The sequence below is a fragment of the Chromobacterium sp. HL1 genome, from assembly GCF_057418835.1.
Map to the genome: position 1 here is coordinate 3,945,381 of NZ_CP162399.1, position 21,150 is coordinate 3,966,530.

The 21,150-nt window shown below is 64.6% G+C and carries 18 protein-coding genes; 8 read left to right on the forward strand and 10 right to left on the reverse strand.

The genetic code is table 11. The features are described 5' to 3' along the window. Positions 1–11 precede the first annotated feature (11 nt). From thrC to AB1Z25_RS17980, 4 genes are all read right to left on the reverse strand, one after another. On the reverse strand, positions 12–1,421 hold the full coding sequence (gene thrC / locus AB1Z25_RS17965; RefSeq protein WP_486635827.1) for a threonine synthase: 1,410 nt from the start codon (positions 1,419–1,421) through the stop codon (positions 12–14). Continuing rightward, the gene (locus AB1Z25_RS17970) at positions 1,421–1,753 is read right to left on the reverse strand and encodes a hypothetical protein (RefSeq protein WP_107800512.1); all 333 of its coding nucleotides are present in this window, start codon (positions 1,751–1,753) and stop codon (positions 1,421–1,423) included. The genes thrC and AB1Z25_RS17970 overlap by 1 nt, the downstream gene beginning before the upstream one ends. After that, on the reverse strand, positions 1,746–3,056 hold the full coding sequence (locus AB1Z25_RS17975; RefSeq protein ID WP_107800513.1) for a homoserine dehydrogenase: 1,311 nt from the start codon (positions 3,054–3,056) through the stop codon (positions 1,746–1,748). Before AB1Z25_RS17975 ends, AB1Z25_RS17970 begins: the two co-directional genes overlap by 8 nt. 237 nt (positions 3,057–3,293) lie before the next feature. Continuing rightward, complete coding sequence (locus tag AB1Z25_RS17980) at positions 3,294–4,526, reverse strand: pyridoxal phosphate-dependent aminotransferase (RefSeq protein ID WP_227108608.1); 1,233 nt, start codon at positions 4,524–4,526, stop codon at positions 3,294–3,296. 247 nt (positions 4,527–4,773) lie between these two features. Between AB1Z25_RS17980 and AB1Z25_RS17985 the strand changes: the two genes are divergently transcribed. After that, on the forward strand, positions 4,774–5,142 hold the full coding sequence (locus tag AB1Z25_RS17985; protein WP_227104880.1) for an Mth938-like domain-containing protein: 369 nt from the start codon (positions 4,774–4,776) through the stop codon (positions 5,140–5,142). A gap of 1 nt (position 5,143) precedes the next feature. Here AB1Z25_RS17985 and AB1Z25_RS17990 read toward each other — a convergent pair whose 3' ends face one another. From AB1Z25_RS17990 to AB1Z25_RS18000, 3 genes are all read right to left on the reverse strand, one after another. Continuing rightward, a complete protein-coding gene (locus tag AB1Z25_RS17990; RefSeq protein WP_486635828.1) occupies positions 5,144–6,466 on the reverse strand; it encodes an MFS transporter in 1,323 nt (440 codons plus the stop codon). A 114-nt stretch (positions 6,467–6,580) separates the two neighbouring features. Then, the gene (locus tag AB1Z25_RS17995) at positions 6,581–7,897 is read right to left on the reverse strand and encodes an NAD(P)/FAD-dependent oxidoreductase (RefSeq protein WP_107800516.1); all 1,317 of its coding nucleotides are present in this window, start codon (positions 7,895–7,897) and stop codon (positions 6,581–6,583) included. Positions 7,898–8,187: 290 nt separating this feature from the next. Then, on the reverse strand, positions 8,188–8,862 hold the full coding sequence (locus AB1Z25_RS18000) for a pseudouridine synthase (protein ID WP_107800517.1): 675 nt from the start codon (positions 8,860–8,862) through the stop codon (positions 8,188–8,190). A 196-nt stretch (positions 8,863–9,058) separates the two neighbouring features. On the opposite strand from AB1Z25_RS18000, the gene AB1Z25_RS18005 reads away from it, so the two are divergent. Next, the gene (locus tag AB1Z25_RS18005; protein ID WP_227104882.1) at positions 9,059–9,766 is read left to right on the forward strand and encodes an alanyl-tRNA editing protein; all 708 of its coding nucleotides are present in this window, start codon (positions 9,059–9,061) and stop codon (positions 9,764–9,766) included. Positions 9,767–9,818: 52 nt separating this feature from the next. On the opposite strand, the gene AB1Z25_RS18010 is transcribed toward AB1Z25_RS18005, so the two are convergent. Next, positions 9,819–10,739 (reverse strand): LysR family transcriptional regulator, encoded by a 921-nt coding sequence (locus AB1Z25_RS18010; RefSeq protein WP_107800519.1) that lies wholly within the window; start codon positions 10,737–10,739, stop codon positions 9,819–9,821. A gap of 152 nt (positions 10,740–10,891) precedes the next feature. Between AB1Z25_RS18010 and lysA the strand changes: the two genes are divergently transcribed. Then, positions 10,892–12,130 carry a diaminopimelate decarboxylase gene (gene lysA, locus AB1Z25_RS18015; RefSeq protein WP_486635829.1) on the forward strand — a complete coding sequence of 413 codons (1,239 nt, stop codon included), beginning with the start codon at positions 10,892–10,894 and terminating at the stop codon, positions 12,128–12,130. 4 nt (positions 12,131–12,134) lie between these two features. Here the strand turns inward: lysA and AB1Z25_RS18020 are convergent, their stop codons facing one another. Then, positions 12,135–12,431, reverse strand: coding sequence for a hypothetical protein (locus AB1Z25_RS18020; protein WP_227104885.1), 297 nt, complete (start codon positions 12,429–12,431; stop codon positions 12,135–12,137). A gap of 242 nt (positions 12,432–12,673) precedes the next feature. Further along, positions 12,674–12,967 carry a BON domain-containing protein gene (locus AB1Z25_RS18025; RefSeq protein ID WP_158274334.1) on the reverse strand — a complete coding sequence of 98 codons (294 nt, stop codon included), beginning with the start codon at positions 12,965–12,967 and terminating at the stop codon, positions 12,674–12,676. A 250-nt stretch (positions 12,968–13,217) separates the two neighbouring features. Here AB1Z25_RS18025 and mltA point away from each other — a divergent pair, with 250 nt between their 5' ends. The 5 genes from mltA to tyrS all read left to right on the forward strand — a co-directional run bounded on the left by mltA (position 13,218) and on the right by tyrS (position 21,071). Then, complete coding sequence (gene mltA / locus AB1Z25_RS18030; RefSeq protein ID WP_486635830.1) at positions 13,218–14,447, forward strand: murein transglycosylase A; 1,230 nt, start codon at positions 13,218–13,220, stop codon at positions 14,445–14,447. Positions 14,448–14,935: 488 nt separating this feature from the next. Further along, positions 14,936–16,402, forward strand: a complete 1,467-nt coding sequence (locus AB1Z25_RS18035) for an amino acid permease (protein ID WP_158274335.1) — start codon at positions 14,936–14,938, stop codon at positions 16,400–16,402. Positions 16,403–16,442: 40 nt separating this feature from the next. After that, positions 16,443–18,371, forward strand: coding sequence for a pyridoxal phosphate-dependent decarboxylase family protein (locus AB1Z25_RS18040; protein ID WP_227104888.1), 1,929 nt, complete (start codon positions 16,443–16,445; stop codon positions 18,369–18,371). A gap of 124 nt (positions 18,372–18,495) precedes the next feature. After that, entirely contained in the window at positions 18,496–19,725 is a 1,230-nt protein-coding gene (locus AB1Z25_RS18045) for an amino acid permease (protein ID WP_235086655.1), read from the forward strand. Between the two features lie 71 nt (positions 19,726–19,796). Next, positions 19,797–21,071 carry a tyrosine--tRNA ligase gene (gene tyrS / locus AB1Z25_RS18050; RefSeq protein ID WP_486635831.1) on the forward strand — a complete coding sequence of 425 codons (1,275 nt, stop codon included), beginning with the start codon at positions 19,797–19,799 and terminating at the stop codon, positions 21,069–21,071. Positions 21,072–21,150 lie beyond the last annotated feature (79 nt).

Below are 21,150 nucleotides of genomic sequence, written 5' to 3' on the forward strand. Positions count from 1 at the left end.
TCCGACGCGCGTCAGCCCAAACTGCGCTCGATAAAGGCTTTGACCTCGCCGGCGTCCGCCGGGAACACCGACACTTTTTGCGGCAAGTCCTCCAGGCCGTCGAAACCGGCCGGTCGCGGCGGATCGCGGTCCAGCGCTTCGCGTATGGTGGCGGCGAACTTTGCCGGCAAGGCGGTTTCCAGGCAAACCACGGTTTCGCCGGGGCGGCGCAGCTCGCGCGCCACCTTGACGCCGTCGGCGGTATGGGTGTCCACCACCACGCCGTCTTCGCGGTCCAGCTGGCGAATGGTGGCCAACCGGTCCGCATGCGCGCTCTTGCCGGAAGCGAAGCCGAACACCTCGGCCGCGGCGGCCATTTGCGCTGCGGACAGCGTGAAGCCGGTGCCGGCGTCCACCTGGCGCCACAGCGCTTTCAGCACCTCGGGGTCCCGTCCCAGCAGATCGAACACGAAGCGCTCGAAGTTGGACGCCTTGGAGATGTCCATCGACGGGCTGGAGGTGACATAGGTGTTGGCCGTGCCGCGCGGACGGTAGGCGCCGGAGCGGAAGAACTCGTCCAGCACGTCGTTCTCGTTGGTGGCCACCAGCAGGCGTTCTATCGGCAAGCCCATCTGCCGCGCGATGTGGCCGGCGCAGACATTGCCGAAGTTGCCGGACGGCACGCAGAAGCTGACCTTCTCCTCATTGCCGGCGGTGGCGTTGAAATAGCCCTTGAAGTAATACACCACCTGAGCCACCACTCGCGCCCAGTTGATGGAGTTGACGGTGCCGATCTTGTGGCGCGCCTTGAAAGCATGGTCGTTCTGCACCGCCTTCACGATGTCCTGGCAGTCGTCGAACATACCCTTGATCGCGATATTGTGGATGTTGGCGTCCTGCAGGCTGTACATTTGCGCGCGCTGGAACGGGCTCATCAACCCGTCCGGACTCAGCATGAACACCTGGATGCCCGCCTTGCCGCGCATCGCGTACTCGGCGGCGCTGCCGGTGTCGCCCGAGGTGGCGCCCAGGATGTTCAGGCGCTCGCCCTTCCTGGCCAGCACGTATTCGAACAGATTGCCCAGCAGCTGCATCGCCATGTCCTTGAAGGCCAACGTCGGGCCGTTGGACAGTTCCAGGACGGCCAGGCCGTCGTGCAGCCGCTTGAGCGGCGTGATCGCCTCGCTGCCGAAAGCCGCGCGGGTATAGGTGCGCTCGACGATGGATTTGAGATCGTCTTCCGGGATGTCGGTGGCGAACAAGCGAATGATTTCAAAAGCCAATTCGGCGTAGGACAGGCTGCGCCAGGCGTCCAGCTGCTCGCGGCCGATCTGCGGATAGCTTTCCGGCAACACCAGGCCGCCGTCGGGCGCCAGGCCCATCAGCAGGATGTCGCTGAACGATTGCGGGGCCATGCCGCCGCGGGTGCTGATATAACGCATCAGGGGGTTTCCAGATATTGGGCGCAGGCGGCGGAGGCGTCCTTCATCCGCTGTTTGCCGCGCGGGTCGTCTTTCTTGATCTGGCCGGTCAGCACGCCCATCACCTCTTCCGAGGAGAAGCGGCCGGCCAGATGCTGGCTGGCGCATTGGCAGTATTTCTGCACTTGCTCCGAGGAGCGCTGGCCGACGCCGTCCGAGGCCGGCGTGCGCTTGACGCAGCCTCGCATCAAAAAGCCCTGCAACAGGCTGTGCTGGCCGGGGGACAAGGGCGTCGCCCCGGCGCTCGCCAGGATCAGACCGGCGCCGAGGCCGGTCAGCCAGCGTTTAATCATTCAGCTCTTCCATGCGCAGGCGCACCACCTTGCCGGTAATGCTTTCCAGCGCCTCGATGCCGGTGATGGCGCGGTCTATCGCCTGTTCCTGAACGCGATGGGTCAGGATCACCACCTCGGCGGTGCCGTCGGACACCGAGCCTTTCTGGATCACCGCCTCGATCGAGATGCCGTTCTCCGCCAGCAAGCGGGTGATGTTGGCCAGCACGCCGGCGCGGTCGGCGGCGCCGATGCGCAGATAGTAGGAGCTGACCACGTCGGAGATCGGCAGGATGGGCAGGTTCTGCAGCTGGTCCGGCTGGAAAGCCAGATGCGGCACGCGGTGCTCCGGGTCCGCCGTCAGCAAGCGGGTCACGTCGACGATGTCGGCCACCACCGCGGAGGCGGTGGGCAGCGCGCCGGCGCCGGCGCCGTAGTACAAGGTCGGCCCCACCGCGTCGCCCTTGGCCAGCACCGCGTTCATCACGCCGTTGACGTTGGCGATCAGCTGGCGCGCCGGGATCAGCGTCGGATGCACGCGCAACTCGACGCCGGCGGCGGTGCGCCGGGTCAGGCCCAGCAGCTTGACGCGGTAGCCCAGCTCCTCGGCGTACTTGATGTCGCGCCCTTCCAGCTTGCTGATGCCTTCCAGGTAACAGCGGTCGAACTGCATCGGGATGCCGAAGGCCAGCGCCGCCATGATGGTGAGCTTGTGGCCGGCGTCATGGCCTTCGATGTCGAAGGTGGGATCGGCTTCGGCGTAACCCAGCTGCTGCGCCTCGGCCAGCACTTCGGCGAAGCTCGCGCCCTTGTCGCGCATCTCGGTCAGGATGAAGTTGGAGGTGCCGTTGATGATGCCGGCTATCCACTCGATGCGGTTGGCGGACAGGCCTTCGCGCAACGCCTTGATGATGGGGATGCCGCCGGCCACCGCGGCCTCGAAGGCCACCATCACGCCCTGTTCTTGGGCGCGGGCGAAGATTTCGGTGCCGTGCAGCGCCAGCAGTTTCTTGTTGGCGGTGACCACGTGTTTGCCGTTGGCGATGGCCTTGAGCACCAGTTCCTTGGCCACGGTGTCGCCGCCTATCAGTTCCACCACGATGTCGACGTCGGGGTTGTTCACCACCTGCATCGCGTCGGCCACCACGTCCACGTCCGGACCCAGCAGCGATTGCGCGCGCGCCTGATTGCGGTTGGCCGCCTGCAGCAGGCGGATTTGACGGCCGGCGCGGCGGCTGATTTCCTCGGCGTTGCGTTTGAGAACGGTGGCGGTGCCGCCACCTACAGTCCCCACGCCCAATAGGCCGATATTGATCGGTTTCATTCTTGCTCCCTGTCTCTAGTATTCTGTCCCTGCCCGCGGCGGCCAGGCGCAAGATCCTTGCGCGCGGCCCGCGCCGGCGGCCGGCCCTGATCAAGAGCCGCGCCGCCAGGCCGCTGCTGGCGCAGCGGGCGCGTGTCCCAAGTTTTCCTTGGCAGCGGACGGTATCCGCTGTCAAGGAAAGCCTGATGGCCAAACGGGGGCCGCAGCCCCCGTCCGCCGGCTCAAGCCGCCATGATTTCAGGCTTCGCCGCCGTGGCGCTTGCGATAGTTTTCCAGGAAACGCGCGATGCGGCCGATGGCCTCCACCAAATCGTCCGAGTTGGGAAGGAATACCACGCGGAAGTGATCGGGCGCAATCCAGTTAAACCCTGAACCCTGCACCAGCAGCACCTTTTCCTCCTGCAGCAGTTCCAGGATGAACTGCTGATCGTCGCCGACCGGGTAGATCTTGGGATCCAGCTTGGGGAACAGGTAGAGCGCGCCCTGCGGCTTGACGCAGCTGACGCCGGGAATGTCGGTCAGCAGTTTGTGCGCCAGGTCGCGCTGGCGCGCGAGGCGGCCGCCCGGCGCCACCAGATCGTCAATGCTCTGGTAGCCGCCCAAGGCGGTCTGGATCGCGAACTGCGCCGGCACGTTGGCGCACAAGCGCATCGAGGCCAGCATGTTCAGGCCTTCGATATAGTCCTTGGCGTGTTTCTTCTCGCCGGACAGAATCATCCAGCCGGCGCGGTAGCCGCAGGCGCGGTAATTCTTGGACAGGCCGTTGAAGGTGACCACGAACAGATCCGGCGCCAAGGAGGCAATGGAGGTGTGCTTGACCTCGTCGTACAGCACTTTGTCGTAGATTTCGTCGGCGTAGATGATCAGCTGGTGCTGGCGCGCCACTTCCACGATCTGCTTGAGCAGCGCCGGCGGGTAGACCGCGCCGGTGGGATTGTTGGGGTTGATCACCACGATGGCGCGGGTGGCCGGCGTGATCTTGGCGCGGATGTCGTCGATGCTGGGGAACCAGCCCTGCTCTTCGTCGCACAGATAATGCACCGCCTTGCCGCCGGCCAGGCTGACGCCGGCGGTCCACAGCGGGTAATCCGGCGCCGGCACCAGCACTTCGTCGCCGTTGTCCAGCAGCGCCTGCATCGACATCACGATCAGCTCGGACACGCCGTTGCCGACGATGATGTCGTCCATGCCCACATTGGGCAGCTGCTTTTGCTGGGCGTAATGCATGATCGCCTTGCGCGCGGCGAACAGGCCCTTGGAATCGGAATAGCCGGAGGCGGACGGCAGGTTGACGATCACGTCCTCGATGATTTCGTCCGGCGCGAAGAAGCCGAACGGCGCCGGGTTGCCGATGTTCAGCTTGATGATGCGATGGCCTTCGTCTTCCATCTTCTTGGCGTGCTCAAGCACCGGACCGCGGATGTCGTAACAAACGTTGGCGAGTTTTTGCGATTTATGGACTGGCTGCATGACGACAATGGTTTCCGTGGCTTGCCGCCCGCCGGAGACGGCGGTCTTGCCCTGGCGGCGCGGTTTGTGTTCTTTCATCTGATCTCTTTGGATGTCCCCGCTGAAGCGATGACCACGTTGACGTTGTGGCGGCAATCAGCGGCGGGGTCGAGTTATAATCCTATCCCAATCTCTGATGCACTGCAGCAGGTATTCGCGCCCGGAAAGGGCCGTCCGCCGCAGCGCTCGCAATCGGGAATCCGCTCACATGAAAATGCAGCAATCGCTGGGGCAAGGCCGCAACTTGTTCACCGGCTATGGCGACGGCCATGTTCTAATCAACGCCCAGCGCCACGAGGGCAATCTGATCGTCACCGCGGACAGCGTGGCGCCCTGGCCGGTGGACGCTTTCGAGGATTTGCAGGAAAGCCATTTCAGCGCGCTGCTGGCGCTGCAGCCGGAAGTGGTGCTCTTCGGCACCGGCAAAAGCCTGCGCTTTTGCCATCCGCGTCTGTCCGCCGCGCTGGCCAACGCCGGCATAGGCGTGGAAACCATGGACACCCAGGCCGCCTGTCGCACCTTCAACATCCTGCTGGCGGAAGACCGCCGCGTCGTCGCCGCATTGCTGGCGATCTGACTCAGACGGCGGCCGGCCGCGCCGCCTGCGGGCACATCCACACCAGCCAGGCCGCCAGCAAGGCCGGCGTCGCCGCCAGCATGAACAGGCTGGCCAGGCTCCAGTCCTGGCGCAGCAGCTCGCCGCCCAGCCACGGTCCCAACACCGAGCCCACCCGGCCCACGCCCAGACTCCAGCCCACGCCGGTGGCGCGCAAGGAGGTGGGATAGGCGTTGGCCGCCAGGGCGTTGATCGCCGGCTGGCCGCCCACCACGCAAAAACCGGCGGCGAACAATAAGCCGAACAAGCCGGCCTGCTGCGCCCCCCACTGCCCCAGCATGGCCACGGCGGCGGCGGCCAGCGCGAAACTGGGCAGCATCACCCGCAAGAAACCCAGTCTGTCTATCCAGACCCCCAACAGCAAGGTGCCGGCCACGCCGCCCAGTTGCAGCGCGGCGCCGGCGAGGATGGCGTTTTGCGTGTTCAGGCCGGCGTCCCGCGCCAAAGCCGGCATCCAGTTGGACAGGAAGTAGAGCAAGAGCAGGTTCAGAAAGCTGAGCGCCCACAAGGTCAGCGTCAGTCGCGCGCGGCCGGCCCGAAACAAATGCGGCAACGACGCCGCGGCGACGGGTTCGCGCAGCGCCAGGCTGGACGCCGCCGCCCCGCTCATCGCCGGGTCCAGACGACGCAGCCAGGCCAGCGCCTGTTCCCGCCTTTGCCGCGACAACAGAAACTGCAGCGACTCCGGCAATTGCCGCCACATCCACAGCGCCAGCAGCAGCGGCGCGACGCCGCCGGCCAGGAACACCGCGCGCCAGCCGTGCGCGGGCACCAGCCAGGCCGCCAACAAGCCGCCCAGCAGCGCGCCGACGGTAAAGCCGCAGGAAATCAGCATCATCATGCTGACTCTGCGCCGGCTCGGGCTGTACTCGCCGGCCAGCGCCATCGCGTTCGGCATGATGCCTCCCAGGCCCAGGCCGGTCAGGAAGCGCAGCCACAGCAACTGCTCCAGCGTGGCGGCGAAGCCGGTGGCCAACATGCCCAGGCCGAACCACACGGTGCACAGCAGCAGCAAGACGCGGCGGCCGAAGCGATCCGCCAGCGGGCTGAACAGCAAGGCGCCCAGCAGCAGACCCAGCAAGCCGGCGCTGAACACCGGCCCCAAGGCCGGCTTGGCCAAGCCCCAGTCCGCCAATAGCGCCGGCGCGACGTAGGCCATGGCCTGCACGTCGAATCCGTCCAGAATCATCAGCAAGCCGCAGATCAATAGCAGCCGGCGCTGAAACCCGCCCAGCGGCCGTTGATCCAGCCAGGCGTCTATCTCCAGGCGAGAAGCTTGCGCCATCCCCATCCCCATTTATGCAAACGGCAATAAAGATGTTCGCAAACCGCCGCCCGGTCAAGCCGCGCCAACGAAAAGCCCACCTCGAAGGTGGGCTTGGCATTGGACGGGGGCGGCTCAGTGCAGCTTCAAGGACGGCCGCGCCGCGCGGCGCAGCTTGTCGCCGACGTAGAGCAGAGTGGCCAGCACCCAGCCATGCACCGCCGCCTGATGCATGCGGTACAGAGAGCTGTAGATCAGTTTGGCGCCGAGGCCTTCCACATAATAATCGCGTTTGGGGCCGACCACCGCCGCCAGGCTGCCCACCGCGCTGTGCTTGCCCAGCGACACCAGCATGCCCTGCGGTTTGAAGACGAAGGGCTTGCCCTGGCGACCGGCCACGCGCCGGCTCAATTCGTCCGCCAGATAACGCGCCTGCTGGTGCGCCACCTGGGCGGTGGCCGGCAGATTGCGGCCGCTGTCGCCGTCCGGCGCCTCGGCGCAATCGCCCAAGGCGTAGACGCAGGCGGCGCCCTGGCAACGCAGCCACTTATCCACCTGCAGTTGATTGATGCGGTTGGTCTGCAAGCCGGCGAGGCCGGCCAGCCAGGTCGGCGCCTTGACGCCGGCGGCCCAGACGGTGATGTCGGCCGCCACCTTGTCGCCGCCCTGCAATTCCACGCCGTCGGCGCGCACCGCCGCCACCCGGCTGCCGGTCAGCACCTTGATGTTGCGCGCGGCCAATTGCTCCTGGGCGTAAGCGGACAAGGACGGCGGCGCGGCGGCGAGGATGCGGTCCGCGCCTTCGATCACGCTGATTTCCACGCGCTCCGGCTGCAGGCGCGCGCCGTAATGATGCAGTTCGCACAGGGTGTGGTTCAGCTCCGCCGCCAGTTCCACCCCGGTGGCGCCGCCGCCGACGATGGCGATGCCCAGCTTGGACAGCGGTTGCTGGCCGCTGCTGCAGCGGAAGGCCAGTTCCAGCACCCGGTGACGCAGCTTCTCCGCGTCGTCCGGGGTGTTCAGAAACATCGCGTGCTCGCCGACGCCGGGCGTGCCGAAGTCGTTCGCTTCCGCGCCCACCGCCAGCACCAGCCAGTCGTAGGGCACCTCGCGCGGCGGGCTCAGCTGCTCCCCGCCGGCGTCGCGCACTTCGGCGAGCTGAATGCAGCGCCGCTCGGTGTCCAGCGACTGCATATAGCCGAATTCGAACTCGTAGCCGTTACGATAGCCATGGGCGAAGTAATTGACCTCGTCCTCGCCGGTGTTGAGCGCGCCAGTGGCCACCTCGTGCAGCAGCGGTTTCCAGATATGGGTGGGCGAACCGTCGACCAGCACGACGCGGGCCTTGTGTTGCGCGCCCAAGCTGCGTCCCAGACGAGTGGCCAGCTCCAGGCCGCCGGCGCCGCCGCCGACGACGACGATGCTGGGCAATGCGGAATTGCGACTTAACATGACAGATCCTTACAAGGTAGAAATCACTAAACAAGCGTTCTGGCGGCAGCACGCTTGTTTAGTGAGTTCTTGCTTCAGATCAAAACGGAAGTATGCACAGACTGGCAGGGCAAGCCAATCTTTCCGTGCCACAAAATGCCGAAGACATTATAAAAAGCAGCCTCCGGGCAAGGCGCCGCCACGCTGTGGACGGTACAAGGGGGAAGATCAGGGCGAGGCGCGGCCGGCAAGAATGGCCGCGCAAGAGGAGAAGAACGCCGGCGCGGCCAGGCCGCGCGCTGACTGCCGACTTAGAATGGCGCTTTGGCGTCGAAGCTCATCTCTTCGCGAGTGATGGGGTGGCGCAGCGTCAGGCGATCCGCGTGCAGCAGCAGGCGATCGGCCTTGGCCAGCACCGCTTCCGGCGCGTAGATGTCGTCGCCCAGGATGGGGTGGCCCAGATGCAGCATATGCATGCGCAGCTGATGGGCGCGGCCGGTCAGGGGCTCCAGCTCCACCCGGCTGGTCTGGCGCAAACCGTCGCGCAGCACCACACGGAAATGGGTGATCGCCTGCTTGCCGTGTTCGAAATCCACCTTCTGACGCGGACGGTTCGGCCAATCTATGATCAGCGGCAGATCCACGGTGCCGCTGTTCTGTTCCACGATGCCGTCCACCACCGCCACATAGCGCTTGTCCACCTTGCGGTCCATGAAGGCGATGGACAGTTCTCGCTGCATGCTGGCGCCGCGTCCCATCACCACCAGGCCGGACGTCGCCATATCCAGCCGGTGCACGGTCAGCGCGTCCGGATAGACCCGCTGCGCGCGGCTGATCAAGCAGTCCGCCTTGTCTTCGCCGCGCCCCGGCACCGACAGCAAGCCGGAAGGCTTGTTCAGCACCAGCAAGGCCTCGTCGGCGTAAATCACGTCTAGGCCCGCGTCCGGCGGCGGATTGTAATGTTCCAGATTATGGCGAATGGTCATGAGAGCAATGGGCAGGAAGGCGGAAAAAGTCGGCGATTATCTGCGCTAAACGCTGTTGCGACAAGCTGTTGCCATGATTTTTCGCCAGCGCTGTCTCTTGAAATACACAGCCGGCGGCAGCATTCTCAAAATTATCGGGACCGGCGGCGACAAGCGACGCCGGCCTTCCCAGCATAGTCTGAAAAGGAATCACCGCATGGCAGAGCGCTTTTACATCGATCCCTACCAAACCCGCCTGGAAACCCGCGTGGCGCGGCATGACGACGCCGGCCTGGTGCTGGAGGACACGCTGTGCTATCCGCTGGGCGGCGGCCAGCCCGGCGACAGCGCCGCGCTGAGCTGGGACGGCGGCGGCTGTGCGATCAGCGATACCCGCCGCGACCGCGAAACGCGCGCCATCGTCCACCTGCTGCCCGCCGATGCGCCCCGGCTCGCCGCCGGCACGCCGGTCGTCCTGGAACTGGATTGGGCGCGCCGCCACCGCCACATGCGCATTCACACCTGTCTGCACTTATTGTCCGTGGTGATCAAGGCCGGCGTCACCGGCGGCAATCTGAGCGCGGAATCCGGCCGTCTGGACTTCGATCTGCCGGAAGGCATGGAGCTGGACCGCGAGCACATCGAGCGCGAGCTGAACCGGCTGGTGGCGGAGGACCGCGCGGTGCGCATCGAAATGAGCAGCGGCGAGGCGCTGCGGCGTCAGCCGGAGCTGATCAAGACCATGTCGGTGACGCCGCCGCTGCACCTGCCGGAAATCCGCTTGATCAATATCGACGGCATCGATCTGCAGCCCTGCGGCGGCACCCATGTGCGCAGCACCGGCGAGATCGGCCCGGTCGTGGTCAAGAAGATTGAAAGCAAGGGCGCGCGCAACAAGCGGGTGGTGGTGGCGCTGCGCGACTAAGAACCGGCTCAAAGCCTGCGCTCAGGCTAGCTCGCGAGACTTTGCACTGCCGCTAAGCCCCCGTCGGCGCGGCCAGCCTCCGGCTGACCGCGGCCAGCTCGGCCTTCAGACTGTCGACGAAGCGCTCCAACAGCGGCGAGGCGGGCCGGTGCAGCGGCCGCACCAGATTGACCGCGAACGGAATCGACACGCTGAAGCGCCTTGCGGCCAGGCCTGAGCCGGCATAATCCAGCGCCGTCAGCGGATTGACGACGGCCACGCCTATGCCCTGCCGCGCCATCGCGCATACCGAGGCGGCGCTATGCGTCTCCACCACCATGCGCCGCTTGACCCCCCGCTCGGCGAACACCTGATCCAGCTGTTGCCGATAGCTGTCGGTCGCCGCCAGGCTGATGAAGGCCTCGCCTTCGAAATCCTCCGGCGCCAACACCGTCTTGCTCAGCAGCCTATGCCCCTCCGGCAACACGCACAGCTCGTCCGCCAGCAGCAAGGGCTCCATCCGCGTCCCCGCCGGCGCGTGCGCGCTCTCGCTCAAACCCAGGTCATGACGCTGCGCCGCCAGCCACTCTTCCAGCAAAGGCGACTCCTGCGGCGCGATGTTCAGGCTGATGCCCGGCGCTTGCGACAGAAATCGCCGGCACGCCGCCGGCAACAGCGATTGCGCGAATACCGGCAAACAGGCAATCGATAACTGCCCCTGCTCGAACTGGCGAATCGCCGCCGCGCTGCTGACGATGCGTTCCAGGCCTTGATAGCTGCGCTGCACTTCCTCGAACAGCTGCAGCCCCTGCGCGCTTGGCCGCAAGCGGCCGCGGCTGCGCTCGAACAAGACCATGCCCAGCAATTGTTCGCAACGCGCCAGTTCTCGGCTGACCGTGGGCTGCGAGGTGCGCAGCAGGACGGCCGCCTCGGTGACGCTGCCGGTGGTCATCACCGCGCGAAACACTTCAATGTGGCGCAGACTGATTTCCATCCCCTACCCCTTGCGCATAGGCGGCGCCAAGCCCGCCTTTCCCCTTGGCAATCCATATCATAAATGAAAGAAGCAGCGATAATTTGATATTTTATTTTTGCCGCGGCGCACGCCATGATGCAGCTGTCTATCACCTACGCCATCGCCACGCCATGAAATGCTTCGACGCCCGCCAACTGGCCGAACTCGCCCGCCAATACGGCAGCCCGCTCTGGGTGTACCACGCCGACACCATTCGCCGGCGCATTGCCGAGCTGAAAGGCTTCGACGTGATCCGCTATGCGCAAAAAGCCAACTCCAACACCCATATCCTCAGCCTGATGCGGGAACAGGGCGTCAAGGTGGACGCGGTGTCGCTGGGCGAAATCGAACGCGCGCTGGCCGCCGGCTATCGGGCGGACTCCGCCGAGCCTTCCGACATCGTCTTCACCGCCGACGTGCTGGACCGGGCCACGCTGGCGCGAGTGGCGGCCGAGAGCATCGCCGTCAACGCCGGTTCCATCGACATGCTGCGTCAGCTGGGCGCGGCTTCGCCCGGCCATAGGGTCTGGCTGCGCGTCAACCCCGGCTTCGGCCACGGCCATAGCCAGAAAACCAATACCGGCGGCGAGAACAGCAAGCACGGCATCTGGCATGAACAGGTGGCCGACGCGCTGGCGGTGATCCGCCAGTTCGGCCTGCACTTGGTGGGCTTGCACATGCATATCGGCTCAGGCGTCGATTACGGCCACCTGCAACAGGTCTGCGGCGCCATGGTCAGGCTGGCGACCCAGTTGGGCCACGACATCGAGGCGATCTCCGCCGGCGGCGGCCTGTCCATCCCTTACCGCGACGGCGACGCCCGCATCGACACCGCGCATTATTTCGAGCTGTGGGACGAGGCGCGGCGTCGGATCGCCGCTCACCTGGGCCACCCGGTGCGGCTGGAGATCGAGCCCGGTCGTTTCCTGGTGGCGGAATCCGGCGCCCTGATCTCCGAGGTGAGGGCGGTCAAAACCATGGGCAGCCGGCGCTTCGTGCTGGTGGACGCGGGATTCAACGACTTGATGCGCCCCGCCATGTACGGCAGCCATCACGATATTTCCGTCCTCAGCGCGGACGGCGAGGAAAAATCAGGCGAGCGCGCCCCCTGCGTGGTGGCGGGCCCCCTGTGCGAATCAGGGGATGTCTTTACCCAACAGGAGGGCGGCGTGGTGGAAAGCCGCCTGCTGCCGGAGGCTCAGGTAGGGGATTTGCTGGTGTTTCACGACGCCGGCGCTTACGGCGCCACCATGTCGTCTAACTACAATAGCCGGCCGCTGCTGGCCGAGGCCATGATAGACGGCGCCTCCAGCCGGCTGATCCGCCGCCGTCAAACCATGGCGGAGTTGCTGGAGCTGGAACGCGTCTAAGTGCTCAGCTGAGCTTCAGGTCGGCCAGCGTCTGCTGGAAGGCCTGATAGATGTCCTGATAACTGGCGTAGCCGTCGAACACGCCCACCACCTGGGGCGATTGCAAACCGCGCGCCAGCAATTGCTGGCCGCGGCGCGAACGCGGACTCAGCGCGCGCAGCCGCTGGCTGCGTTCGTCCCAATACACCAGCTTGGCTTCGTCCGCGCCCTCCAGCCGTGAAATCAGTTTGTCCACCTGCTCCGCCGGTTGCAGCATCATGCGGTGGGAAACCCTCTTGCCAAGTGCGGATGCATATTCCATGAGTCGTGTCCGGTGCTTCGCAGTGGGCCGCGAGCGATCCATACTGCTGATTGGAAAAACCTTGCCGGCTCCAGCCTCCGGAAAGGCCGTCAGCCGGCAACACCACATATTTTTCGCAATAAGAGAAGGCACCACAATCGGATTAATCTTAAATTCCCGACGAAAAACTGGATGAATAAAATGACAAAAGGGCGCCGAAGCGCCCTTTGCTGCCGCCGGACAAGCCGCCGGAGCAAACCTTTTTAGTTTTTCAGCACCATATTGTTGATGACGAACTTCACGCCCGGCACTTTTTCGGCAATCTGCCCCGCTTTGAACATCTGCTGGTCGTCGGTCATGCCGCCTTCAATCGTCACCTCGCTCTTCTTGCTGCTCACCTTCAGGCTCAGCGGCTGCAGTTCGGCATCGCCGTTCAAGGCCTGTTGCACGCTGGCGGCCAACTCTTCATCGGTCGGCGGGGTCTGCTCGGCGTAAGCCGGCAGGCCGGCGGACAGCAAGGTGGTCAACAACAAGGCGCGGATGCAAAAACGTTTCATCAGATTCTCCAGTGATATGGCCTGCATGCGCTCAAGCCCAAGCTTCAGCGCGAATGTTTTACCGCATACTAGCGAGGAAACTTTTCAATTTTGTTGCCGGTCCATGACAACGCGGCGCGACGGTCTCGCCTGTTGGCGCCGCCGCAACAATCGCCGCGGCCGTCATCGCCCCGTCATGCGCGTCCCAGCGTAGAATCAGACCGGTTCGCAGCGCGTCGCTGCCCTAGCCCCGTTTCAGAGAACTTAGCGCATGTTAAAAAAATGGCTGTTGTTACTGCTTGTCGTCGGCCTGGCCGCCTGCTCCACTTCCAGTCCGCCCGGCAAGACGGGCGGGGCGGCGCGGGAAAGCGGCGCGCCGACCGCCTTGCCGGCCTGGGGCCAGCAGGACTTGGGCGATACCCTCCTCGCGCTGAAGCAAAGCTGTAAGGCCATCGCCAGAAAACCAGGCTGGACCGAAGTGTGCCGGCAAGCCGACGGCATCGCCGCCGACAACGCGCAGGCGGTGCGCCAGTTCTTCGAAAACCGCTTCGCCGCCTGGAAGGTCAACGACGGCAGCCGCGACAGCGGCTTGATCACCGGTTATTACGAACCGCTGCTCAGCGGCAGCCGGACGCGCAGCGAACGCACCCCCTGGCCGGTATACGGCATCCCTGCCGATTTTTACAGCGTGGACGTTCCGCCCTCGGTTCGCGGCAAGTCCAGCCTGACGGCGCGCCGCAGCGGGCCCAACCGGCTGGCGCTGAGCGCGGCCGGTGATATTGAAATCCGCCCCGGCGACTTTCCCGCCGACAACCGCGGCACGCGGCTGAAGGGCCGCCTGGAAGGCAAACGTCTACTGCCGTATTACACCCGCGCGGAAATCAACCAGGGCAAGGGCGTGGCCAACGCGCCCATCCTCGCCTGGGTCGAAGATCCGGTGGAGCTGTTCTTCCTGCAAGTGCAGGGCTCGGGCCGCATCCAGCTGGACGACGGCAGCTTCATCCATATCGGCTACGCCGAGCAAAACGGCTACGGCTATCAGTCGATCGGCAAATGGCTGGTGGACAAGGGCGAGCTGACCATGGGCGACGCGTCCATGCAGGGCATCAAGGACTGGCTGGCGCGCAATCCGCAACGCCGGCAAGAGCTGTTCGCGGTGAATCCCAGCTATGTGTTCTTCAAAACCTTGCCGGGCGACAACGGCGGCCCCATGGGCGCGCTGGGCGTGCCGCTGACCGGCGGCTACAGCATCGCGGTTGACCCGCGCTACATCCCGCTGGGCGCGCCGGTCTACCTGCTCACCACCTGGCCTCATTCCACCCAGCCGCTGGCGCGGCTGGTGCACGCCCAGGATACCGGCAGCGCGATCAAGGGCGCGGTGCGCGCGGACTTCTTCTGGGGCTTCGGCACCGAGGCCGGCATGTACGCCGGCAGAATGAAGCAGCAAGGCAATCTGTGGATGCTGCTACCCAAAGGCATGAACCCGTCCCAGGCCCTGTAAACCTTTAGCCTCCTCCGGCGGCGCATGCCTGCTTGCGCCGCCGCTTCCGCGCCCCGCGGTCCTCCTCCAGCACACCCATCCCGTCTTCTCGCCGTCCCGCGACGTCAGCGCCGCCTCACACTCTGCTGCGCCTGGCGTGACGCAAAGCGCTGAGCGCCGCCCGAAGCCCTCATCCGCCACGCGTGGGTTCCGTTTCTCAGCCGCAAGGCCTTGTCTCTCTCGCTTGCGAGAACGTAAACAGGCGGCCAAAACCGCCGCCGCGCCAGCGCCAAGCCAAATTCATCCTCAATAGCCTGATCCGCCCCAAGACCAATCAAAGCCTTGCCTGGCAAGGCTTTGCCGGCCTACTCCAATTATTCCATAAGAATTATCGTTTATCGAATTTTCCTAATATTGACTTTCATCAAACGCTGAACATGGCGAAATAAATAATATTTTCGAAATTTTATGTTTGAACGTTTTTATTTATTTGTTCGATGGAGATGAAAATGACGACAATCGATAAGGCGCCTCCCAAGATCAGCGTCTTCGCCTTCGTCATGATCACCGCCGCCGTGGTCGTCAGCGTCCGTACGCTGCCGATGACGGCGCAGCCGGGGATGATGACGATTTTCCTGACCTTGGCGGCCGCGCTGCTGTTCCTGGTGCCCACCGCGCTGGTGTCCGCGGAGCTGGCCACCGCCTGGCCGCAGGACGGCGGCCTGTTCATCTGGGTGCGCGAGGCCTTCGGCGAGCGCATGGGCTTTGTCGCGGTGTGGATGCAGTGGATACAGATGGTGTTCGGCATGACCTCCATCATCATGATCATCGCCGCCACCTTCGCCTATGTGTTCGACCCTGCTCTCGCCAGCAACAAGCTCTACATGCTGGCGATGATTCTGGGCATCTGGTGGGCCTGCACCCTGGTCAACATGCGCGGCGTGAAAACCCTGGGTTGGGTCTCCACCATCTGCGTGAGCCTGGGCGTGTTCCTGCCCGGCGTGGTGCTGATCGGCTGCGGCATCGCCTATCTTGCCGGCGGCCACCCCATCATGACCGACGTGTCCTGGAGCTGGAACAATCTGGTGCCCAGCTTTAGCGACAGCGGCACCCTCGGCCTGTTCATCGGCTTCATCTTCGTGGTGATGGGCATGGAGGTGTCGGCGTCCAATGTGTCCTCCATCAAGGATGCCCGCCGCAATTATCCGATCGCCATCATCCTGGTGTCGGTGATCATGGTGCTGCTGTCCGTGATCGGCTCCGCCGCGATCTTCATCGCCATCCCCAAAGAGAAGATCTCGATGACCGCCGGTCTGATGCAGGCCTTCGAGCTCTACTTCAATCAATGGGGCATGGGCTGGCTGGCCCCGGTCATGGGCCTGTGCATCGGCCTGGGCCTGGTGGGTCAGGTGAACTCCTGGGTGCTGGGCCCGGTGCGCGGCCTGCAAGCCACCGCCGACTCCGGCGCGCTGCCGAAATTCCTGCAGACGACCAATCGCCACGGCGTGCCGGTGACCCTGGTGCTGATCCAGGCGGCGGCCATCACCATCGTCGGCGTGCTGATCACCGTGATGCCCAATGTGGACAACTTCTACTTCATGCTGATGGGCCTGACCGGGCTCGTCTATCTGGTGGCCTATCTGTTCATGTTCTCCGCCGCCATCTATCTGCGCTACAAGCGCCCGGACGTGGAACGCAGCTTCCGCGTTCCCGGCGGCAAGGCGGGCATGTGGATCTGCTCCGGCCTGGGCATCGCCATCTCCCTGCTGGCCGGCTACCTGGGCTTCATCCCGCCGGGCAGCTTCCATGGCTCCGCGCATGAATACCTGCAGTTCCAGCTCATCGGCCTCGCCGTCATGCTGGTGATTCCCTTCCTGGTGTACGCCTACGGCCAAAAAGCCAAGCACGCCCGTTCCGCCGGCGTCGCCCCGCGCACCTCGCCCGCCAGCAAGGCTCGTCCCGCCGAAGGCAAATGAGCCGGCTCACGCCTCTCTTAAATAACAAGGTTACTCAGTCATGACCAATCCGACTTTCTCCCCGCTTAACGTCGATGCCCTGTTCATCGGCCCCAAATCCGAAAACCGCGTGTTCTTCAAGGAAATGATGGAATACGCCGTGTCCGAACACCTGCACTGGCGCGCGGACTTTCACCCGGAAGACCCGGCGCTGGTCACCCCGGTGGAACAGCACGCCGGCGATTTCCGCCAGACCCTGTATCGCACCGAAGGCATCTTGCGCCAGCTGTCCTCCAAGCTGAAGAACACCTCGGTGCCCTGGTTCTCGCCGCGTTATCTGGGCCATATGAATGCGGACACGCTGATGGTGTCCAATCTGGCCTACGTAATGACCATGATGTACAACCCGAACAACTGCGCGCACGAAGCCTCGCCCACCACCACCGAACTGGAAGTGGAAGCCGGCCTCGATCTGTGCCGGATGTTCGGCTACGACCCCAAGCGCAGCTGGGGCCACATCACCTCCGGCGGCACCGTGGCCAACTACGAAGGCATGTGGGTGGCGCGCAATCTGAAGACCATGCCGCTGGCCATCGCCCAGCATGAAAAAGCCCGCGATCTGGTCGCCGGCAAGAGCGAGCGCGAACTGCTGAACCTGTCGCCCAGCGCGGTGCTGGACCTGACCGACGAATTGAAAAAACGCGGCCTGTTCGAAGAAGTGCGCGCGATGTCCTGCCGCGGCGTCGGCATCAAGCAAGGTTCGCTGGGCAAGATCCTGGTGCCGCAATCCAAGCACTACTCGTGGATGAAGGCGATGGACGTGCTGGGCATCGGCCAGGAACACATCGTGCCGCTGCCGGTGGACGAGAACTACCGCACCGACGTGGCCAAGATGCGCGAGATCACCTTCCGCCTGATCGAGGAAGGCCACCCCATCCTAGCCATGGTCTCCGTGGTGGGCACCACCGAGGAAGGCTCGATCGACCATGTCGACGAAGTGATCAAGCTGCGCGCCGAGTGCGAACAGAAATACGGCGCCTCCTTCTACGTGCACGTGGACGCGGCCTACGGCGGCTATGTCCGCGCGATGTTCCTCGATGACAACAATCAGTTCATGGACTACGACGCACTGCTGGCCCGCTACCGCGCCGAAGACATCATCCCGGCCGGCGTGACCTGGCCCAAGCGCGACGTCTACGAAGGCTTCAAGGCGATGGCCGAAGCGGACTCCATCACCGTGGACCCGCACAAGGTGGGCTACATCCAGTACGCGGCCGGCGCCGTCTGCATGAAGGACAAGCGCATCGTCGACCTGATCTCCTACCACGCGGCCTATGTGTTCGAAGAAGTGGACGAGGCAGAAGGCGCGGACACCAAGGTGGTGCTGGGCTCCTCCATCATGGAAGGCTCCAAGGCCGGCGCCACCGCCGCCGCGGTATGGGCGGCCCACCGTCTGGTGCCGCTGAACATCGGCGGCTACGGCAAGGTGATCGGCCGCGGCATCGTCACCGCCGACTGGTTCGCCCAGCGTCTGGCCGCCGCCAAGCCGCTGACCGTCGGCCGCCGCCAGTTCGAAGTGCGTCCCATCATGCACCCGGACTTCCACATGGTGAACTTCACCTTCAAGGAAATCGGCAACGACAGCCTGGAAGACCACAACCGGCTGAACAAGAAGATGTACGAGATCTGCTCCTACGCTTCCGGCCGCACCTACACCAACGACTTCCTGACCTCCTCGACTTCGCTGTCGGTGGAAGAGTACGGCGACACCCCTTGGCACTACGTGGCCAGCCGCGGCTTCAGCCGCGCCGAATGGGACAAGGTGGAAAGCGTCTACATCCTGCGCGCCGCGGTGATGACCCACTTCCTGCGCAAGGCCGAGGACTTCGACGCCTACTGGGAACAGCTGCGCGAAGTCTTCGCCGCCAAGCTGGCCCAGATCGTGGACATGGAAGACAAGACCGGCGCCGACGCCCTGATCGCTGCCTGATCCCCCTCCGCTCCCGGCCTGGCCGGGAGCGTTTTTTTCACTACCAGACCCAATACCGACTATGAGTTTGTCCGGTTTTTATGAACGCATCCTTCTCTTCATCAAGGATGGTTGAGGATTCCACATGCAAGTCAATTTCAAGGCCATCGGGGCCACCTTGCTGATTTCCGGCACCATGCTGGGCGCGGGCATGCTGGCGCTGCCGCTGGTGTCCGCCGGCATGGGCTTCGGCTACGCCTGCCTGACCCTGTTTCTGATCTGGGCGCTGATGACCTATACCGGCCTGATGCTGCTGGAGGTCTGTCTGTCCTTTCCCGAAGGCTACGGCTTCGACGCCATCGCCCGCTCGCTGTTCAACGCCAAGGGCAGCTATCTGATCAACGCCAGCCTGTTGCTCCTGCTCTACGCGCTCTCCTCCGCCTATATCTCCGGCGGAGGCTCCACCTATCAATCCGGCCTGCACCAATACCTGGGCCTGACCCTGTCGCCCGGCCAGGTCTCGCTGGCCTTCACCGCGCTGATCGGCGGCATCGTCTTCGCCAGCACCACCGCGGTGGACAAGGTCAACCGACTGCTGTTCAGCCTCAACATCCTGATCTTTCTCTCGCTCAGCGCGGTCATTCAGCCCTATGTCGACACCGGCAACCTGTCGGAAAACACGGACTCGGCCAAATACATGCTGGCCGCCATCCCCATGTTTCTGACCGCCTTCGGCTTTCACGGCAGCGTGCCCAGCATGGTCAAATACCTGGGCCGCGACCAGCCCCGCACACTGCGCAATGTCTTCATCGCCGGCAGCCTGATTCCCATGGGCGTCTACCTGCTGTGGGTGTTCAACACGCTGGGCGCGCTGCCGCGCTACGGCAGCCACAGCTTTCAGGCCATCTCCGCCCATAACGGTTCGGTGGGCATGTTCCTGGACGAATTCCATGCGCTGGTGCCCACGCCGCAAGTGCCCTCCCTGCTGTCCGCCTTCTCGTCCATCGCGCTGTTCACTTCTTATCTATGCGTTTCGCTCGGCCTGTTCGACGCCATGGCCAGCACGCTGAAGCGCGGCGACAGCCTGCGGCAGCGGCTGCAGACCGCGCTGATCACCTATCTGCCGCCGCTGGGCTTCGCCCTGTTTTTCCCCAGCGGCTTCATCGCCGCGCTGGGCGCCGCCGCCATCTTCCTGGTGATTCTCGCCATCCTGTTCCCGGCGCTGGCCCTGATCAAGCTGCGCCGCCAGGACAACTACCGGCCCGGCTACCAAGTCAGCGGCGGCGGCACCCTGCATTGGGCGATAGGCGGTTCCGGCCTCGCCATCATCCTGTTCCAGATCCTGGTGATGCAAGGACTGCTGCCCGTGTTCTGACGGCGCAAGCGCGCCGTCGTCCGGACGCGCGGCCAATACGGCCGCGCGCCGCAATCATGGAGGTAAACGAAATGAAGCAATCGACCCTGATCCGGGATCTGCAGCAACGCGGCCTGATCTCGCAGGCCACCGACGCGGACGCGCTCGACGCGCTGCTGTCCCGGGAAACGGTCACCCTGTACTGCGGTTTCGACCCCACCGCCGACAGCCTGCACCTCGGCCACCTGGTGCCGCTGCTGTTGCTCAAGCGCTTCCAGATGGCCGGGCACCGCCCTATCGCCCTGGTCGGCGGCGCCACCGGCATGATAGGCGACCCCAGCTTCAAGGCCAGCGAGCGCAAACTCAACACCTCGGACGTGGTGGCCGGCTGGGTGGACAAGATTCGCCGCCAGGTGGAGCCCTTCCTCAGTTTCGAAGGCGACAACGCCGCCCTGATGGCCAACAACCACGATTGGTTCGCCCAGATGAGCGCGCTGGACTTCCTGCGCGACGTCGGCAAGCATTTCTCGGTCAACGCCATGATCAAGAAGGAGTCGGTGCAGCAGCGGATCAACCGCGACGATGTCGGCATTTCCTTCACCGAGTTTGCCTACAGCCTGCTCCAGAGCCACGACTTCGTGGAGCTGAACCGCCGCTTCGGCTGCAAACTGCAGATCGGCGGTTCCGATCAATGGGGCAATATCACCGCCGGCGTCGACCTGGTCAGACGGGTGACCCAGCAACAGGCCTTCGGCCTGACCATGCCCTTGATCACCAATAGCGACGGCACCAAGTTCGGCAAAAGCGAAGGCAACGCGGTGTGGCTGGACCCGAGCAAGTGCTCGCCCTACGCCTTCTACCAGTTCTGGCTGGGCGCGGCCGACGCCGACGTCTACCGCTTCCTGCGCTACTTCACCTTTTTGTCCAACGAGGAGATCGAGGTCATCGAGGCCGAGGACCGCACGTCCGGCGGCAAGCCGCGGGCGCAACGCATCCTGGCCGAACAAGTGACCGAGCTGGTTCACGGTCCGGCCGCGCTCGCCGCCGCCCAGCGCATCACCCTCAGCCTGTTCGACAACGATGTGGAGCGGCTCGGCGCCGCGGACTTCGCCCAACTGGCGCAAGACGGCATGCCCCGGCTGGCCTTGCCGCGGCAGTCCACGCCCTTGGTCGACGCCTTGGCGGCCAGCGGCCTGGCCGCGTCCAAAAGCGAGGCCCGCACGCTGCTGCAAAGCGGCGCCGTCAGCGTCAACGGCGCCAGAGCGGACGCGTTGGACGCGCGCCTGGAGCAGGCCGACCACCTTCATCAGCGCTACACGCTGTTGCGACGCGGCAAGAAACAGTACTGTCTGTTGATTTGGGAGTAAACGCGTGAAACGGCCCGGGCGCTGAAGCGCCGGGCTCGCCCCGTCCGGCCGCCCAAGCGCGCATGGGCGGGGCAGCCGG

Coding starts and splice junctions, on each gene's coding strand:
- thrC (WP_486635827.1), bottom strand. CDS start 1,421: ATGCGTTATATCAGCACCCGCGGCGGCATGGCCCCGCAATCGTTCAGC.
- AB1Z25_RS17970 (WP_107800512.1), bottom strand. CDS start 1,753: ATGATTAAACGCTGGCTGACCGGCCTCGGCGCCGGTCTGATCCTGGCG.
- AB1Z25_RS17975 (WP_107800513.1), bottom strand. CDS start 3,056: ATGAAACCGATCAATATCGGCCTATTGGGCGTGGGGACTGTAGGTGGC.
- AB1Z25_RS17980 (WP_227108608.1), bottom strand. CDS start 4,526: ATGCAGCCAGTCCATAAATCGCAAAAACTCGCCAACGTTTGTTACGAC.
- AB1Z25_RS17985 (WP_227104880.1), top strand. CDS start 4,774: ATGAAAATGCAGCAATCGCTGGGGCAAGGCCGCAACTTGTTCACCGGC.
- AB1Z25_RS17990 (WP_486635828.1), bottom strand. CDS start 6,466: ATGGCGCAAGCTTCTCGCCTGGAGATAGACGCCTGGCTGGATCAACGG.
- AB1Z25_RS17995 (WP_107800516.1), bottom strand. CDS start 7,897: ATGTTAAGTCGCAATTCCGCATTGCCCAGCATCGTCGTCGTCGGCGGC.
- AB1Z25_RS18000 (WP_107800517.1), bottom strand. CDS start 8,862: ATGACCATTCGCCATAATCTGGAACATTACAATCCGCCGCCGGACGCG.
- AB1Z25_RS18005 (WP_227104882.1), top strand. CDS start 9,059: ATGGCAGAGCGCTTTTACATCGATCCCTACCAAACCCGCCTGGAAACC.
- AB1Z25_RS18010 (WP_107800519.1), bottom strand. CDS start 10,739: ATGGAAATCAGTCTGCGCCACATTGAAGTGTTTCGCGCGGTGATGACC.
- lysA (WP_486635829.1), top strand. CDS start 10,892: ATGAAATGCTTCGACGCCCGCCAACTGGCCGAACTCGCCCGCCAATAC.
- AB1Z25_RS18020 (WP_227104885.1), bottom strand. CDS start 12,431: ATGGAATATGCATCCGCACTTGGCAAGAGGGTTTCCCACCGCATGATG.
- AB1Z25_RS18025 (WP_158274334.1), bottom strand. CDS start 12,967: ATGAAACGTTTTTGCATCCGCGCCTTGTTGTTGACCACCTTGCTGTCC.
- mltA (WP_486635830.1), top strand. CDS start 13,218: ATGTTAAAAAAATGGCTGTTGTTACTGCTTGTCGTCGGCCTGGCCGCC.
- AB1Z25_RS18035 (WP_158274335.1), top strand. CDS start 14,936: ATGACGACAATCGATAAGGCGCCTCCCAAGATCAGCGTCTTCGCCTTC.
- AB1Z25_RS18040 (WP_227104888.1), top strand. CDS start 16,443: ATGACCAATCCGACTTTCTCCCCGCTTAACGTCGATGCCCTGTTCATC.
- AB1Z25_RS18045 (WP_235086655.1), top strand. CDS start 18,496: ATGCAAGTCAATTTCAAGGCCATCGGGGCCACCTTGCTGATTTCCGGC.
- tyrS (WP_486635831.1), top strand. CDS start 19,797: ATGAAGCAATCGACCCTGATCCGGGATCTGCAGCAACGCGGCCTGATC.